Source organism: Paenibacillus sp. A3, from assembly GCF_001399685.1.
Lineage (GTDB): Bacteria > Bacillota > Bacilli > Paenibacillales > NBRC-103111 > Paenibacillus_G.
On the sequence record NZ_JTHN01000044.1, the window covers coordinates 1 to 16,152 of the forward strand.

Sequence of the window (16,152 nt, forward strand, 5' to 3'; positions counted from 1 at the left end):
TCTATTTCGGTCAAAATCCACTTTTTCAACAGCCTGACTTGCGCCTAAAGCGCAAGGAGAAGTAGAAAACTCAGACAAATAATTGTGGGGGATATCCCGTAACAGTTTGCGGCCGCCTTTTGAAACCCGTGAAAATACCGCTAATTGCAATCAAGTTCACGGATAGATGGGGTCTCCGGAAAGTATCAGAATAAGCTTCGGTCATTGGGCATCATGAAAAATAAGGCCCAGACTGTAGCGTGTGCCCGATGTAATCGTGCTTACGCCGTGACGGAGTGTCGTCCGGTAGGTCCCGCGCGTGCCCTGCACCGGACGATGCTGCGTTGGAAAAATAAGCCCTGCTCCCTGCTCCAGCGCAATCGCATGTCCTCTGGACTGCGCTCTCGGCCTCTGCTCGACCAGCAAAAATTCGCCTCCCGCGAATTCCTTTTCCCGCTGATTCAAGACAAAGACGACCTGGAACGGGAAAAATACATCCCCATACATATCTTGATGCAAGCAGTTATACCCTCCCGTCCCATACTTCAAAAGCAGCGGCGTCGGACGGGTCTGTCCGTGCTCATGGCAGCGCTCCAGAAATTGCGCCAGCTCGGGAGGGTACACGGCTTCTTGACCAAGCTGCGTCTGCCAACGATTCGCCGCTTCGGCCAACCGGGGGTAAAACGAGACGCGCAGCTCCTGCAGCAGCGGCGGCAGCGGAGCCTGAAAATATTGGTATTCTCCGATGCCAAACCGGTACCGGGCCATATCGATCCGGGTCCGGAAGTGCGTCTCCACCTCATACATGTTTATGAGCTCGCGGCATTCCTCGTTCCGCAACAAAGGCGGAAACGCTGCAAAGCCTTGCTCGTCCAACGCTTGTTGGATCGAAGGCCAATCCAACCCCGCGACGCGCTTCGTTATTGAATCTGTCATACAAAAGCTCCTTCCGTGATCGTTTCGGGAACGAAAGATTTAATAGCGGCTGCTTTCATCATAAACAAAAAGCCCCGGCAGCGTCTTTCCATATCATGCTTACCTATTTAGGGTGGTGGCAGACGCTGTACAGATCATCCATTTTTACCAAATCGGGATGGTGACGGGACTCCGTTTCAATACCCGAAAGGCACTCGCTAAAATTAAAGGAACGGAACCGCATCTATTTGAAAGCAATTGCCCCGTCTGTACAAAATAGCTAACCTGTCGTGCGTAAACGCCTCGGAATCAGGAAATATGAACATTTTTCGACACGATTTAGTCACCTCAGTTCCTTCATTCATGGGACCGAGCGTCAAAAGCTTCATTAGCGCACTGTAGTTCCTTTATGTTCAAACCGGGTCGTTCAACAGCTTCAACCCGCCGCCGATCCCCGCATCCTCCGAATTAAAAAAAGAGACCGCCCCTCGGCCAAACATCTGCCGTTGGAACGATCCCTTACCCCATTCATCTCGCTTCAAGCCTGCTTGTCCGCGCCCAGCCGACGGCTGGCCTCAAGCCTCGCCGCCCCCGGCGCTCCGGTTCGCTTCGGCCCGGCTTACCGCAAAATCGGCCAGCAACCGCGCGCCGTAGCCGCTCGCGCCGGCCGGATAATAGCCGCGCGCAGCCTTGGCCTGCACGGTGTTCGCCATGTCGATGTGCACCCAGCGCATCGCATCGGCTACAAAGCGGCGCAGGAACAGCGCCGCTACAATAGCTCCGCCGTACGAAATCGGCGGAATATTGTTCATGTCGGCGTAATCGCTGCGCAGCAGCTCCTCGTAGTCGTCAACCAGCGGCATCGGCCACAGCCGGTCCCCATTGGTCTCGCCAATGCCCGCCAGCGTGTCGACCAGTTGGCGGTCGCCCCACGCCCCGGCGACGCCTAGCCCGAGCGCCTCCCCAACGTTGCCCGTCAGCGTCGCGATGTCGATCACTTCCCTGGCCCCGAGACGCCCGGCGTGCAGCAGCGCATCGGCCAGCACGAGGCGGCCTTCCGCATCGGTGTTGCCGACCTGCACGGAGAGGCCGTTCGGGTACGTAACCACCGTGGACGGGACGAACGCCGCCGCATCGGGCATGTTGTCCGCGACCGCGATCAGCGCGACGATGTTCGCTTGCAGCTCCGAGCGGCTGATCATATCCATCGCGCCAAGCACGGCGCAGGCGCCGCCCATATCGAACCGCGCGTCGCTGATATCCCGTCCGGACTTGACGTTCATGCCGCCCATATCGAACGTGATGCCTTTGCCGACGAGCGCCAGCAGCGGCTGTGACGGATCGGTGCAGAACGTCAGCTCGATGAGCGCTGGCTTGTACCGGCTTCCCTGCGCGACGGTCAATAGCCCGTTCATGCCCAGGTCGGCCAACTCTTGCTCCCCATAGACGCGAACGTTCACAGGCCGCTCCGCAAACCGCTCCCGAACGATCTCGACGAGCGATTCCGGATGCAGCACGTTCGGAGGCTCGTTGCACAGGTCGCGCGCAAACATCGTCCCTTCCGCACGGATGGCCGTTTGCTTCAGCGCTTCCTCATAGGAAGCTCCCCCGGCCCCGACGCATGCCAGATGCAGACGCTCCACCGTACGGGCTTCCTTGCGTGACTTGTACTTGTCGAACGCATACGAACCGAGCAGCCAGCCCTCCGTCCAAGCGCGCACCGCCTGTTCCTCGGAAAGCGCGCCGCTCAGCGCCCGGACGAACGATTCCAGCATGACGGTCACGGTCGCGAAGCCTTCCTTGTGAACCGCTCTTGCTGCATTCCCTGCCGCTTCACGTACCCGCTCCGCATTCGCTTCCGGTCCGAGTCCGACGATCAGCACGTGCGCCTTCCCTCCGCGGCCGTAAAACCAAGTGACCGCGCCGCGGGCTTTCATCCCCGGCCGCAGCTCCAACTGCGGAACCGGCTGTCCGGTATGCTCCGGGCACAGATAAACCGTGACATCCGCCGTTTGAACGAAACCTGTCGTGATCTTCATCCTTTGCTCTCCCCATACAAGTGGCAAGCCACGTAATGGCCCGGCTCCTGCTCCTGGAACACGGGCGCCTTCGTCCGGCAGACGTCCATGGCCGCCGGGCAGCGGGTATGAAACCGGCAGCCGGACGGCGGGTTGACCGGGCTTGGCAGGTCGCCCTTCAGCACGATTTTCTCGCGCTTCAGCCGCGGGTCCGGCACGGGCACGGAAGAAAAGAGCGCCTGCGTATACGGATGCAGCGGCTTTTCGTAAATCGCGTCCTTATCCGCCAGCTCGACCATCGAGCCGAGGTACATGACGCCGATCCGGTCGCTGATATGCTCGACGACGCTCAGATCGTGGGAAATAAACAAGTACGTCAGCCCGAACTCCTCCTGCAAATCCTGCAGCAGGTTCAGCACCTGCGACTGGATGGACACGTCGAGCGCGGATACCGGCTCGTCGGCCACGATCAGGCTCGGCTTCACCGCCAAAGCCCGGGCAATGCCGACGCGCTGGCGCTGGCCGCCGCTGAACTCGTGCGGGTAGCGCTCGCCGTGGAACGAGCTTAAGCCGACGACCTCCAGCAGCCGCTGAACGTCCTTCTCCCGCTCCGCCGCCGACATTTTCTCGTGAATGAGCAGCGGCTCGGCGATGATGTCCTTGATCTTCATGCGCGGATTAAGCGACGCATACGGGTCCTGGAACACCATCTGCATCTGCCGGCGCAGCGGACGGATGCGGGATTCGTCCAGCCGACCGATCTCCTGCCCGTCGAACCAGATCTCGCCTTCGCTCGGCGCCAGCAGCCGCGTAATCAGACGGCCCGTCGTCGACTTGCCGCAGCCGCTTTCGCCGACGATGCTGAACGTCTCGCCCTTGCGGATGGAGAAAGATACGTTATCCACCGCCTGCAGCAAAGCCGGCTTCCCGAACCACCCTTTCTTGATCGGAAACACTTTGCGCAGGTTTTTCACTTCCACCAGCGGTTTCGTCACGCTTTCCCTTCTCCCTTCGCGCTATCGTTCTCATAGAGCCAGCAGCGGCACTTTCGGCCGCCGGTGGTCTGTTCCAGCTGCGGCTCCCGCTCGCGGCAGATGTCCATCACCGCCGAGCAGCGGGGAGCGAACTTGCAGCCGGCCGGCATGTTCGTCAAGTCCGGCACGTTGCCGGGGATCGATTCGAGCCGCCGGTGATTCTGGCGCAGCTTCGGCACCGAATGAATAAGCCCCTTCGTATACGGATGCTGCGGGTCGTCGAAAATATCCAGCACGTTCCCTTCCTCGACGACGCGTCCGGCGTACATGACGATCACGCGGTCGCACATTTCGGCCACCACGCCCAAATCGTGGGTGATCAGCATGATGGACATGTCGTTCTCGTCCTTCAGCTTCTTCATCAGGTCCAAAATTTGCGCCTGGATCGTCACGTCCAGCGCCGTGGTCGGTTCGTCGGCAATAAGGAGCTGCGGGTTACAGGACATCGCCATGGCGATCATGACCCGCTGCCGCATGCCGCCCGAGAGCTGGTGCGGATATTCGTCGATGACATCCTCGGCGCGCGGAATGCCGACCAGCTTCAGCATATGAACGGCGTGCTCCCGCGCTTTGCTTTTATCGTATTTCAAGTGCAGGCGGATCGCTTCCACGAGCTGCTTGCCGATCTTGAGCACCGGATTGAGCGACGTCATCGGCTCCTGGAAAATCATCGCGATGTCTTTGCCCCGGATACGGCGCATGTCGCTTTCGGACAGCGCGACCAGATCCTTCTCCTGAAAACGGACCGTTCCCCCGACAATGCTCCCCGGCGTGCCGTGCAGCAGCCGCATGACGGACAAGGACGTGACGCTTTTGCCGCAGCCGGATTCTCCGACCAGACCGAGCACTTCGCCTTTGTTCACATGAAAATCGACGCCGTCGATCGCGTTGACTTTGCCTTGATCGCGGGTGAACTGTGTCTTGAGGCCTTTCACGTCAAGTAGTTTTTGAGTCATTCGCGTTACTCCTGTTCTAATTCTTGATCTTCGGATCGAGCGCGTCTCTTAAACCGTCTCCCAGTATATTGAAGGCGAGAACCGTCAGGAAAATGGCAGCGCCCGGAAAATAAACGACATGCGGCGCGATGCTGAGGTAATCGCGTCCCATGCTCAGCATGGCCCCCCAGTCCGGGTCCGAAGGCTTCGCCCCGAGGCCGAGAAAGCTCAGGCCCGATGCGGCCAAAATCGTCGTCCCAATCCGCATCGTGAAGTAAACGATCAGACTCGGAACGGTTTCGGGAAAAATATGACGGGCAATAATCCGCACATTGTTCGCCCCGATGGAGCGGGCCGCTTCCACATACAGCGATTCCTTCGTTTCCAGGGTAGCGCTGCGGATCAGCCTCGCGAACGACGGAATGCCGAAGATCGCAACGGCAACCACGACGTTCATCAGCCCCGGCCCGAGGATCGCGACGATGCCGATCGCCAGCAGCAGATCGGGGAACGAGAACATCACGTCGCTGCTCCGCATGATCAGCCGGTCAAGCCAGCCGCCGTAATAACCGCTGATCAGCCCGAGCAGCGTGCCAATGGCCGCGCCGATCAGAACGGCGCTTAGGCCGACGGACAGCGACAGCCGGGTGCCGACGAGAATGCGGCTGAAAATATCGCGGCCGTACTCGTCCGTACCGGCCAAATGCTTCGCCGACGGACCGGACAAAATGTTGTCGTAATCCGGCACGGACGGATCGTAAGGCGCAAGCGCGGGACCGATCACCGCCACGACAACGAGCAGCGCGATGAACAGGCCTGCGGCGAACGCGAGCTTTTGCTTTTTCATTTTGATCCAAAAATCACGGAGCGGACTGCTTTTCGTTAAAGGAACGGCCGTATCCGCGGAATGGTCGATGACGATGTTTTGACTCATGATGGTCCTCCTCAGTTCTGGCCCGACAGGCGAATTTTTGGATTGAGAACGCCATACAGGACGTCAACGAGCAAGTTGACCAGAATGAATTCGACGGCGAACAGCAGCAGCTCCGCTTGAATGACCGTATAATCGCGGAAGGCGATCGAATCGATCAGCAGCCGCCCGAGCCCCGGGATACTGAATACCGTCTCGACAATAACCGAGCCGCCGAGCAGAAAGCCGAACTGAAGCCCGGCCACGGTGATGACGGAGATCATCGAGTTTTTCATCGCATGCCCCCAGACGACCGCGCGCTCGTTCAAGCCTTTGGCCCGGCCGGTCCGGATATAGTCCTGCTTCAGCGACTCCAGCAGGGAAGCCCGGGAGAAGCGCGCCAGCATCGACATGATGCCCGCTCCGAGCGTAATCGAAGGAAGGACGTAGCCCTGCCACGAATCAACGCCTCCGGTCGGCAGCCAGCCGAGCTGCACGGAAAACAGCTGGATGAGCAGCAGCCCGAGCCAGAACGGCGGCACCGAAATGCCCGAGACCGCGGTCAGCATGCTCAAATAGTCCGGCCACCGGTTGCGCTTCGTCGCCGAGATGACGCCGATCACGATTCCGAACAGAAGCGCCCAGCCCATGCTGAAAATCGTCAGCCAGATCGTCGGCATCATGCGCGAAGCGAGCATTTCCGTTACCGGCTGGCCGGTTTTGAGCGATTGACCCAAATCTCCCTGCAGCAGATGCGACATATAGATGAAATATTGCTCCCAGAGCGGCTTGTCGAGGCCGAGCTCGGCCTGAATGCGCTGAATGTCTTCGAGCGTGGCTTCCTTGCCGGCCACGAGCCGCGCCGGATCGCCGGGAATCAAGTGGATGAACAGAAAGATCAAGACGGAAACGATAAAAAGAATCGGAATGACGGCAACCAATCGTTTTAGCACATACTGAGCCAAGCTTTTACACTCCTCCTCTGAAAACCTGCCATTAGGCGAGATGCTGTGGTGAGCACCGCACCGGAGGGCGGGTCAACACAGCATCAGGTCAGGACTTACTTCTTGATTTCGGCTTCGCGGACGTTAATGGAACCGTCCGGATATACTTTCACGCCTTCGAGGTAGTTTTTCTTGCCGGATACGATCTGGTCGACGGCAAGGAAGACCCACGGAGCGTCTTTGTAGATTTGCGCTTGAATATCGGCGTAAACGGCTTTTTGCTCGTCGGCGTTCGACAGCTTGTTCGCTTTTGCGATCAACTCGTCTACTTTGTCGTTTTTGTAGTAGGCGGTGTTCGCTCCGTTCGGAGGGACCATTTCGCTCGCGAACAGCGGGCGCGTCGCCGCGTCGGCGTCGGCCGAGGACGGGGACCAGCTGACGTACCACATCTGCACCTTGGATTCCTGCGGCGTTTTGGCCGAGTTGATCTCGTTGGACAGCGTGCCTTCTTCCATCGGCTTCACGTCGAGCGTAATGCCTACGGCTGCCAGCTGCTGCTGAACAAACTGCATGCCTTTTACCGTCTCGGAGTCGGAGCTGCCCCAGATTTCCGCTTTAAAGCCGTTTTCGAGGCCGGCTTCCTTCAGGAGCGCTTTCGCTTTCTCCACGTTGCCGTCATACGGCGTTTGCTTCGCATAGAATTGCGTTTTGGACGACATGGTCGAGTCCAGCTTTTCGGCAAAGCCCGATTTGACGACTTTGATATAGGCGTCTTTGTTGATCGCATAGTTGATCGCCTGGCGGACGCGGACGTCGTCGAACGGCTTCTTCGTCATGTTCATCGTGATGTAGCGCGCAATCGTCGAAGGCGTTTTGTCCACGACGATGCCGTTCTTCCCGTTCACCTGCTCCACCTGCTCGGTCGGCAGCGGATAGACGAAGTCGGCTTCGCCCGTTTTCAGCATCGCGACGCGGGAACCGTTCTCCGGTACCGGCTTGAAGGTGACGGTATCTACCTTCGGCAGTCCTTTTTCCCAATAATCGGCGTTCTTCTCGATCGTCATCCGGTCGCCCTGCACCCATTCCTTATACTTGAACGGACCGGTGCCTACCGGGTGCTGGCCGATATCTTTGCCGTGCTTCTCCAGCGCCTGCGGGCTGATGATCATCAGCATGGCCAGTTTGTTCAGCATCGCGGAATACGGCTGGGACAGCGTGATTTTTACCGTTTTGGCGTCGACGACTTCGGTTTTCTCTACGGCGGCGAAGCTGCGCGCCATTTTCAGGTTGTTGTCCTTGTTTTTCACCCGGTCGAGGTTGACTTTGACCGCTTCCGCATTGAACGGCGTGCCGTCGTGGAACTTGATGTTCTCTTTCAACTTGAACGTGTATACTTTTGCGTCCGGGCTCACTTCGTACGATTCAGCCAGCACGGGCACGACCTTCATATCCTGATCGAAGCCGAGCAGACCTTGATACATCGTGCGGTAGCCGGAAATGGACAGCGTATCGGCCGCGTTGTGCGGGTCCAGCGTCACGAAGTTGGCGTTAACCGCAATCGTGATGCCGTTGCCTTCCTTCTTGGCCGTCGGCTGCTGGGCCTCGCCTTGCTGCTGCGGTTTGCCTGCGCCGCCGCTACAACCTGCAAACATCGCTCCGGCGAGCACCAATGCGGTAAAACCTGCGAAACGTTTTTTCATGGAAAATCCCCCCGTTTTTCATTGATTTATGCTAAATCTTCCTGCGGAACGAACGAGCCGTTCGTTCATAAGAAGGAAGATCGTTACCCATGTGTCAGTGAAGCGCCCAACTATAAACGGAATACGGTTTTTCTCTCGCCTACGACGATATGGTTATCGTTCTTGATCTCCTTCGGAGCCAGCGCGTACAACCGGTCGATCGTATCGCGGTTGTCGTAGCCGATCTGCTCCAGAATCGAAGCGGCGATAATCGGCCATACGAGCTCCGAGCCGTCCAAAACTTTTAAGGCGAAGCTCATGCGTTCCTTCTTGAGTCCGAAGCCGTAAACCCCTTTGGCGCCGCCCTTGGCGACAATGTTCGGATCGGTCAGCAGCGCGGTGCAGATAAAGTCGTGGCTGGCGATGATCTCCGGGTGCGCGTTCATGTAGCCGGCGATTTTCGTCACCGCCGCTCTCGTATCGGTATCCTCGATAAGGTCCGGGCAGGCCAGCTTCAGGTAGGCGCGAGCGATGTTTTGGAGTGGCATCGCATACACCGGAAAGCCGCAGCCGTCCACCCCGATGCGGATGTCTTCTTTCGGGTAGTCGGCCATTTCGGCCATCGCCTCCAGGCTGAGCTGCTGTGCCGGGTGGTCGATGCTCCAGTAGGTTTCGAGGTCGTAGCCGAGCTCCTTGGACAGTGCGAGAAAACCGGAATGCTTGCCTGAGCAGTTATGATACAGCTTGCGCTTCTCCAAATGGTCCCAGTAGCAGGCCGCCCGCGGTGCTTCGTTAAGCGGGTAAGTCGGACAGCAGAGGATGTCTTCTTCCTTCAGCCCGGTTTTCTGCAAAACCGACTCAAGCGCCTCGATATGATATTTCTCTCCTCTGTGCGAGGCGGCGAACAAAGCCGCTTCCTTCGGGGTCAGCTTGAATTTTTCGTCGATGCCGTTCTTGATGACCGGGATCGCCTGAAACGGCTTCGCCGCCGAACGCAAAAACGTCATATGCTGTTCGTCGCCGACCGAATACACGATCCGGCCATTCTCGTCCATTCCGCAGACGAGGCCCATATGTACATTTTCCAGCACGCCTCCGCGGTATTCTTCCACCAATCTTTCGAAGCCCATAAGTAACTCATTTCCTTTCGGCATGTGAAGTTCAAGCTGTTCCGCTGCGGTTACCGGCCCGGGCACCTCGCTTTGCTAACGCTTTCAAGTCGGGTTCGTCGGGTCCGGAACCGCTTTAAATGATTCCTTGAACAAATTTAATTCGTTTATTTTCACCACTGATGTTAATAATAACAGCCGTTTTTTTTGCTTGTCAATAAATATTTGAATAAATTGTGAAGAAAAACAGCGGTTTCCGGGAAGGAATGGAAGAGTTTGAATTTTATTTATTCCAGTGACGGTATTAATTTCATCTCCTGTCGTTTTTGCCCTTCGTAAAACAAAAAAGACCGCCGTCTTCCCAGCCATTTGGCCAGAGGCGTGCGGTCTTTGGGGTTTCACCGGATGGCCGTCATCCGTACGTTGTGCATTCTCTCAAGCTTGACCACCGGATAGCCGTCATCCGAGCGGTTCGGTTCACCCGCTTCTCTTTATGCCCGATGCCCGAAAATCTTTGCAAAATTAGCCATGTTTCGCATCAAGACATCCGTCTTCGCAAGCGGCGTCTGCTCCAGCTTACGGTTCATGTCCAGCAGAAAGGAGGCCATATCGGCTGTATCGGCGCCTGCGAACCGGTTATCGAGCTTCGTTGTCTTCAGCTCTTGCATCAGTTGTTTCGTTTCCTCGCGATACTTGGTCACCCACTGCTCGTTTTGCGGAATTTTTTGGACAAACGAAAACAAAATGCCGCCCCAGTCGCCGCCGCCGGTTACCGCTTCGTGCAGCTTTTTGTAGGTATCCGGTTCGAACCTCTTCATCAGCTCGTTGATGTCCACATAGTCTTCGGGCGCTCCGACCGGCCGGGATGGCGGCATTTTGTAGGAGACGCTTCCCGTGGCCGGATCAACCGTTCCCTTCGCGCTGATGACGGCAATTTGATTCATGATCTCCATCAACTTGGACGATTCGCCGCCCGACATATAACGGTCCGCCACATATTTTGCCTGTGCCAATCCCGCTTCCCGCAACGCGTCGCGCTCCCCTTCGTCCGAAACGGAGCCGCCAGGCAGCAGATTGGAGCCGATGATCGTGTGCACCGCATCGCTTGCCTCCTGCGATTTCCCTTCGAGCAGCCGGTTCAGCGATTCGTCGATTTGGGCCGATACGAAAATTTTGCCCACGTGGTGCTTAATTGCGCCTTCGGCCAACTGCCGGCCGATCGGACTGATTTCGACCGTATCATGCTTCAAGCCGGCAATCGTCCCCGGTCTCAGGTCGGGCTTGCTCTGCTGATCGCGGATCGCGTACAAATTCAGAACGCTGCTTCCTTCGCCGGAAACTTTCACGTTACCCCTCCTCTTCAAAATAAAAGAAAAATGACATCCTACTGGATATATCGTCCATATTCTTTCATTTATTTAGAGAAGATTCCATTTTCCATGCCCCCGCCAGCAGCCCGATCCCTTCCCGGATGTCCGTTTCGGACAGGCCGCCGAAGCCGAGCAGCACGGTCGGAGCCTCGTCGGCCTCCGGCCGCAGCCGGTAAGCCGAAGCCGGATAGACGCCGACTCCTTCCCGGGCGGCCGCGCGCACAAGCTCCGCTTCGTCCTTATCGCCGCGAACCACAAGCAGCAGATGCAGCCCCGAGTCTGCGCCGATCATTTCGACGCCCGCCGGAAAAGCGTCGCGCACCGCTTGCAGCAGGGCATCGCGCTTTTTGTGGTAGACGCTGCGCATTTTGCGTACGTGTCTACCGAAGTCGCCGGATTGCATGAACAGCTGCTGTGTCTTCTGGAAGATCGGCGAGGCGAGCTGGTCGTAGCTGTGCCGACGGCTGCGAAACCTCGCCAGCAGCGCAGGCGGCAGCACGAGATAGCTGAGCCGGAACGACGGCGTCAGCGCCCGCGAGAACGTGCCAACGTAGATGACCCGGCCGTCGTCGTCGAGACTATGCAGCGAAGGAATCGGCCGGCCGTTGTAACGGAATTCGCCATCGTAGTCGTTCTCGACGATGTAGGCCCGCCGCTCCTTCGCCCATTGGAGCAGCTTGAGCCGCTTGCCCGCCGACAGTGTCATGCCGTACGGAAACTGATGCGACGGGGTGACATAAACGGCCTGCGCGCCGCTAGCCTGCAGCTCTTCGAGGCAGATGCCGTCGCTTTCCAGCTGGAGTGGCCGGCAATCGAACCGGAACTGCCCGAACAGCGCTTTTACCCCGTCGTTGACCGCTTCTTCGGAAGCCATACAGACGACGTCCTCGCGCAGCAATTGAAACAGCAAATCGAGCGAGTGGTACGTGCCCGCACCGACGACGATCTGCTCCGGCTGGCAGCGTACCCCGCGCATATGGTGCAGATAGGCGGCAATTTCGGCGCGCAGCTCCGGCTCGCCCTGCAAATCGCCGTACAGCAGCAAACGGCTGTTTTCCGGCAGCAAACAGCGGTTCATCAACCGGCGCCATTTCGCCAGCGGGAAGCTCGCGATATCGACGCTGCCGTAGCCGAAGTCGTACCGGATCGGCTCGTCCTGAGACGCGTGGTACGCGCGCTTCGGCGACGGCGAAACAGAAGAACGTTCTGCCGCCGCTTCGGCCTGCGCCTGCAGGGAGGCGGACGTGTCCAGCTCGGCGGCATACAGCCCGCTGCGCGGTCTGCTGTTCACATAGCCCTCGGCTAGCAGTTGCTCGTAGGCAAGAGCCACCGGCGACCGGCTTACGCCCAAGTAAGCGGACAACGTGCGGATGGATGGCAGCCGCTCGTTCGCCGGAATGCGGCCGGTGGCGATTTCGTCGCGGATATAGCGGTACAGCTGCATATACAGCGCTTCGCCCGACGTTTCGTCGAGCCTCGGCATCAAGTCGATCATCCCCGCTTCTCCTTTGCAATAAACGTTCGACGCTCCATTCTGTCACTTGAAAAATTACGAAACTGACCATTTTTTCAATGTCAAAATGCGGTTATCCTCATCTTATCATCCCATTGCGCAAAGCGGAAGACGTGCATCGCATTATAAAATCACGCGCTGACCCCGTCAGCCGAATGTCAGGAGGAACACACCGATGACCCTTATTTTGCCGCATATCGAACGGCTCACCCCTTACGCCTTGGGCGACCTCCCGCCGGAAGGAAGCGCCGCGATCAAGCTGAATCAGAACGAAAGCCCGTACCCGCCCTCTCCGCTTGTACTGGAGGCGCTGCGCACGCTTGGCGAAGAAGAGCTGCGCCGTTATCCCGACGCCCGCTGCGCACAGCTGCGCGCCGCACTTTCGCGGCTGCACGGCGTCAAGGACGAGCAAATCTTTTGCGGGAACGGCTCAAGCGAGATCATCTCCTTGATCGTCAAAGGCTTCATCGGCCCGAACCGGCGTCTGGCCCTACCGGACCCGTCGTTCTCGCTGTATCACACGGTGGCGGCATCTTATCAAGCTTCCTCCATCGCCGTCCCGACGCGAAGCGACTTTACTGTCGATCCGCAGCTGCTGATGGACAGCGGGGCGGACGCGATCGTGCTGGTCAATCCGAATGCGCCAACCGGACACCTGCTGCCGCTCGAAGAAGTGGAACGGCTGGTCAGCCGCTTCCCGGGGCTGGTCGTCATCGACGAAGCCTACATCGATTTCGCCGATTCCGAGGCAACCGCCATCCCGCTGGTGGACCGCTATCCCAACGTAATCGTCGTCCGCACATTCTCCAAGGCTTACGCCCTGTGCGGAGCGCGGGTCGGCTACTGCATCGCTGCCGAGACGCTCATCGCCGCGCTGGAAAAGAGCAAGGACATCTACAACATCAACGCGATCAGCCGGAAGCTTGCCACGGCCGCTCTGGAAGACCGGGAATACACGGAACGCACGGTAGCAGCGGTCAAAGCGACGCGCGATAGCTTCATTGCCGAGCTTCAGAGCCTCGGCTTCGATGTCCTCCCTTCGCAAACGAATTTCGTCTTGTGCACACCTCCGGCGGGAGCCGGAAAGCCCGATGCCCGCGAATGGTACCGGAGGCTGCTGGAACGCAACATCTACGTCCGCCATTTCGAGCATCCTCGTCTGGCCGACAAGCTGCGCATCTCCATCGGCACGGACGCAGAAATGGCTGCCGTTACCGCTGTGCTGCGCGGACTGCTCGCTTAAAGACAAGAAGCTCCCGCCCTTTTTCGAAGGGATCGGGAGCTTTTTCGCGATCGAAGCGGATGCCATGTACCGTAAGTTTCATCCCTTTTACAAGAAGAGCAGCAGCCCGGCTACACACTTTACGGAAAAACGGGAGGCAGCGACAACCCGCCGTTCGGCTGGTATGTCGGGTTCGTTCAGCTCAAGGAAGACACGCTCGTTTTCGCAGTCCAAGTCGATGGGGAAATCACCACATCGAATAAAGCGAAAGACATCACCAAGCGCATCTTAAAGGAACGACTTCTTCCCTAGCTTCGCCATCGTTTGAATGCAGCGCACATCTTCCGGTCCTGTACTTAAGCCGAAATGGAGCGCTTTTTCATTTTCTATCCATTCACTGTGGTATAATTTTGCTATTCATATCATCATTTGCCGATAGTTACGGACGACGGAGGAACCTTCCTATGAACGCCAACAGTATGGAACACATGATGCAGCAGCTTAACGCAACAACGGAAATGGCCGAACGCAGGCGCACGGCAAAGGAAATTATCGAAGAAATAACGACTCCCGAAATGGCTTCAAAAGCGGTTTCCCTGGCCAAGGAAAGCTTGGAAGACGCATTAAAGGATCGCCAAACCGTCGAATTGGGTACCTATCTGGACGTCAACGACCCTGAACAGGTTGTCGCGCTAATCGAAATTGTTCACCAGTGCCTTGAAGCGGGCGGGGATTTATCCGGATTCATAACGCCCATTGCACGGCTTCATCATCTGGACCGGAAAGAATCGGCGAAAACCGATACGGAGCTTTATCTTCAATACCGCGCTGCCGCCCTGCTCGATGCACTGCTGGCCGCAGAAGTCCCTTTTCCGGATGATGCGATACAGCTTATCCTCGCTGCGGGCAAGCGCTATGTGAAGGATAAGGCAACCGAACAATACATTTGCAGCATCCACTGGAGACTGGCGGACAGCGGGGTCAATATATCCGGCGCGATTCCATCGCTCGTGACGGTTTTTAAAAACGGGGAGACGAGCGAGCTCGTTCGTTATTCGCTTTTAGCGTTATGGGCCGCCGTTAGGCAAGGGTACTTCGATACGCGAATTCCCGACAGCGATCAATCGTACCAAGTCTGGCTTAAACATCTTATTTCCAGCAGTACTTATAAGCTTAAGAAAAAAGATGAGCCCCACCAATTGGGAATCATCGGCTGCCTGATCGAAACGGTAAGAACCTATCCCGAATTCAAAACGCTCGCCGCCGAATATTTGGAGCAATGCAAAATACGGGAGCCCAAACGTCCGACCACGGATTTTCAGCACGACCTGAAGCAATATTTCGACTTATGCCGGGAATAGCACGGAAGTTAATGATAGCAGCTCGGAGTGAGATCCGGGCTGCTTTGTTATGAACATGGTTACATTCGGAGGTGCCGGGAGACGAACGTCAGCCGCCGCCTTCGTAGTTGCATAACAAGCATCCGTGGCAGGACAAATAGACGGCGTGCTTGGAGCACATGGGATACCCTCTGGGGATGGTCGGAGATTCGTCATCCTCGTCCACCTCGGCCCATTCGAGATAGTGACTTGGATCAAGGTATTCCTCTTGAAAGGCATCGATCATGAGCTGAAAGTCCGCCAATCGTCCGATGACCATCTCCTTGTTCGGAGTATAGCTGAGCTTCTCCCAGCCGGTTTCATTCATGGCCCCCTGAATCGTCCGCGTCATAAACGCCTTCTCATTGGCAAAATTGTCCGCCGACCAAGGCATTTCCTCCAAGCTAAAACCTACCGTTCCAATCCCAACGACCGACTGATCCCGTTGAGCAAGCCAGATGATCAGTTCTTTCTCCCGGTCTGTGTTCGCGAGTCGAGAACCGCTCAGCACCAGAACATCAAGAAAGACGGAGGTCAACCCGTTCGACATGGAAAGGGAAGGCGCTGCGTCTTCTTGCGCTTCGGGCATGGAAATCACGTTTCCCATATAGGTGTGCCTCCTTGAGGTTGTATCATTCAATTTTGGATTCGAAAACATACGAGATCAACCCGAAACCTACACCGAATATGATCCCGGATGAGGCAAAAAATGAGTAAAACAACTGAGATTCAGCCGAGAAAAAGCTCAAGCCCCCGAAAGAAATCATGATGAAGGCTGTAGGTAATATAAAGGTGAGCGCACACATGATAGGATAACAAAACATACGGGCTGAATTACGCTTTATTTTAGTTTTGATTGTGTAACAGATTAGAAGATACAATGGAACTGCTATGACTAAATAAGCTAACGAAGACCAATAAACTACCGCTCGTTTATCCCCCCCGAGAGTCTGTTCCCAAACTAACCAAAGGGTTCTTTCATAAGAAAAAAAACCTGCCCAGTAAGAAAGCTTGAACACTCCCACCACCTGCGCTAGTGGCGCTGAGGTGGGGGATTCTTGCGAACAGAGAAGCATCCTTCTCTTCTTGAGCAAGCGATCCCTGCGGTTCCCGCAGTTCAGCCCAGCTTCGCCAACAAACGCAGT

General features: G+C 57.0%; 15 protein-coding genes. 2 read left to right on the top strand and 13 right to left on the bottom strand.

Annotated features, from left to right (window positions below):
- Positions 1-201: 201 nt before the first annotated feature.
- From QJ48_RS06385 to QJ48_RS06430, 11 genes are all read right to left on the bottom strand, one after another.
- Positions 202-915: a 2OG-Fe(II) oxygenase gene (locus QJ48_RS06385; RefSeq protein WP_054972807.1), complete on the bottom strand. Its 714-nt coding sequence runs from the start codon at positions 913-915 to the stop codon at positions 202-204.
- 554 nt (positions 916-1,469) lie between these two features.
- Positions 1,470-2,933, bottom strand: coding sequence for a M17 family metallopeptidase (locus tag QJ48_RS06390; protein WP_054972808.1), 1,464 nt, complete (start codon positions 2,931-2,933; stop codon positions 1,470-1,472).
- Positions 2,930-3,907: an ABC transporter ATP-binding protein gene (locus tag QJ48_RS06395; RefSeq protein ID WP_054972809.1), complete on the bottom strand. Its 978-nt coding sequence runs from the start codon at positions 3,905-3,907 to the stop codon at positions 2,930-2,932. The genes QJ48_RS06390 and QJ48_RS06395 overlap by 4 nt, the downstream gene beginning before the upstream one ends.
- On the bottom strand, positions 3,904-4,902 hold the full coding sequence (locus QJ48_RS06400; protein WP_054972810.1) for an ABC transporter ATP-binding protein: 999 nt from the start codon (positions 4,900-4,902) through the stop codon (positions 3,904-3,906). Before QJ48_RS06400 ends, QJ48_RS06395 begins: the two co-directional genes overlap by 4 nt.
- 16 nt (positions 4,903-4,918) lie before the next feature.
- Positions 4,919-5,815, bottom strand: a complete 897-nt coding sequence (locus QJ48_RS06405) for an ABC transporter permease subunit (RefSeq protein WP_054972811.1) — start codon at positions 5,813-5,815, stop codon at positions 4,919-4,921.
- 11 nt (positions 5,816-5,826) lie between these two features.
- Positions 5,827-6,756, bottom strand: coding sequence for a nickel ABC transporter permease (gene nikB / locus QJ48_RS06410; protein ID WP_054972812.1), 930 nt, complete (start codon positions 6,754-6,756; stop codon positions 5,827-5,829).
- A 95-nt stretch (positions 6,757-6,851) separates the two neighbouring features.
- Positions 6,852-8,435, bottom strand: a complete 1,584-nt coding sequence (locus QJ48_RS06415; protein ID WP_054972813.1) for a glutathione ABC transporter substrate-binding protein — start codon at positions 8,433-8,435, stop codon at positions 6,852-6,854.
- A 110-nt stretch (positions 8,436-8,545) separates the two neighbouring features.
- Positions 8,546-9,544 (bottom strand): asparaginase, encoded by a 999-nt coding sequence (locus QJ48_RS06420; protein ID WP_054972814.1) that lies wholly within the window; start codon positions 9,542-9,544, stop codon positions 8,546-8,548.
- Positions 9,545-9,628: 84 nt separating this feature from the next.
- Positions 9,629-9,925: a hypothetical protein gene (locus QJ48_RS36705; RefSeq protein WP_157261542.1), complete on the bottom strand. Its 297-nt coding sequence runs from the start codon at positions 9,923-9,925 to the stop codon at positions 9,629-9,631.
- An 89-nt stretch (positions 9,926-10,014) separates the two neighbouring features.
- Positions 10,015-10,869, bottom strand: coding sequence for a hypothetical protein (locus QJ48_RS06425; RefSeq protein WP_054972815.1), 855 nt, complete (start codon positions 10,867-10,869; stop codon positions 10,015-10,017).
- Positions 10,870-10,933: 64 nt separating this feature from the next.
- Positions 10,934-12,388: a PLP-dependent aminotransferase family protein gene (locus QJ48_RS06430; RefSeq protein ID WP_054972816.1), complete on the bottom strand. Its 1,455-nt coding sequence runs from the start codon at positions 12,386-12,388 to the stop codon at positions 10,934-10,936.
- Between the two features lie 193 nt (positions 12,389-12,581).
- Between QJ48_RS06430 and hisC the strand changes: the two genes are divergently transcribed.
- Positions 12,582-13,649: a histidinol-phosphate transaminase gene (gene hisC / locus QJ48_RS06435; RefSeq protein ID WP_054972817.1), complete on the top strand. Its 1,068-nt coding sequence runs from the start codon at positions 12,582-12,584 to the stop codon at positions 13,647-13,649.
- A gap of 443 nt (positions 13,650-14,092) precedes the next feature.
- Positions 14,093-14,989 (top strand): hypothetical protein, encoded by an 897-nt coding sequence (locus tag QJ48_RS06440; RefSeq protein WP_054972818.1) that lies wholly within the window; start codon positions 14,093-14,095, stop codon positions 14,987-14,989.
- A gap of 88 nt (positions 14,990-15,077) precedes the next feature.
- Here the strand turns inward: QJ48_RS06440 and QJ48_RS06445 are convergent, their stop codons facing one another.
- The gene (locus tag QJ48_RS06445) at positions 15,078-15,614 is read right to left on the bottom strand and encodes a hypothetical protein (protein ID WP_054972819.1); all 537 of its coding nucleotides are present in this window, start codon (positions 15,612-15,614) and stop codon (positions 15,078-15,080) included.
- Between the two features lie 25 nt (positions 15,615-15,639).
- A partial coding sequence (locus QJ48_RS38555) for a hypothetical protein (RefSeq protein WP_237762827.1) occupies positions 15,640-16,152 on the bottom strand: 513 nt, incomplete at its 5' end.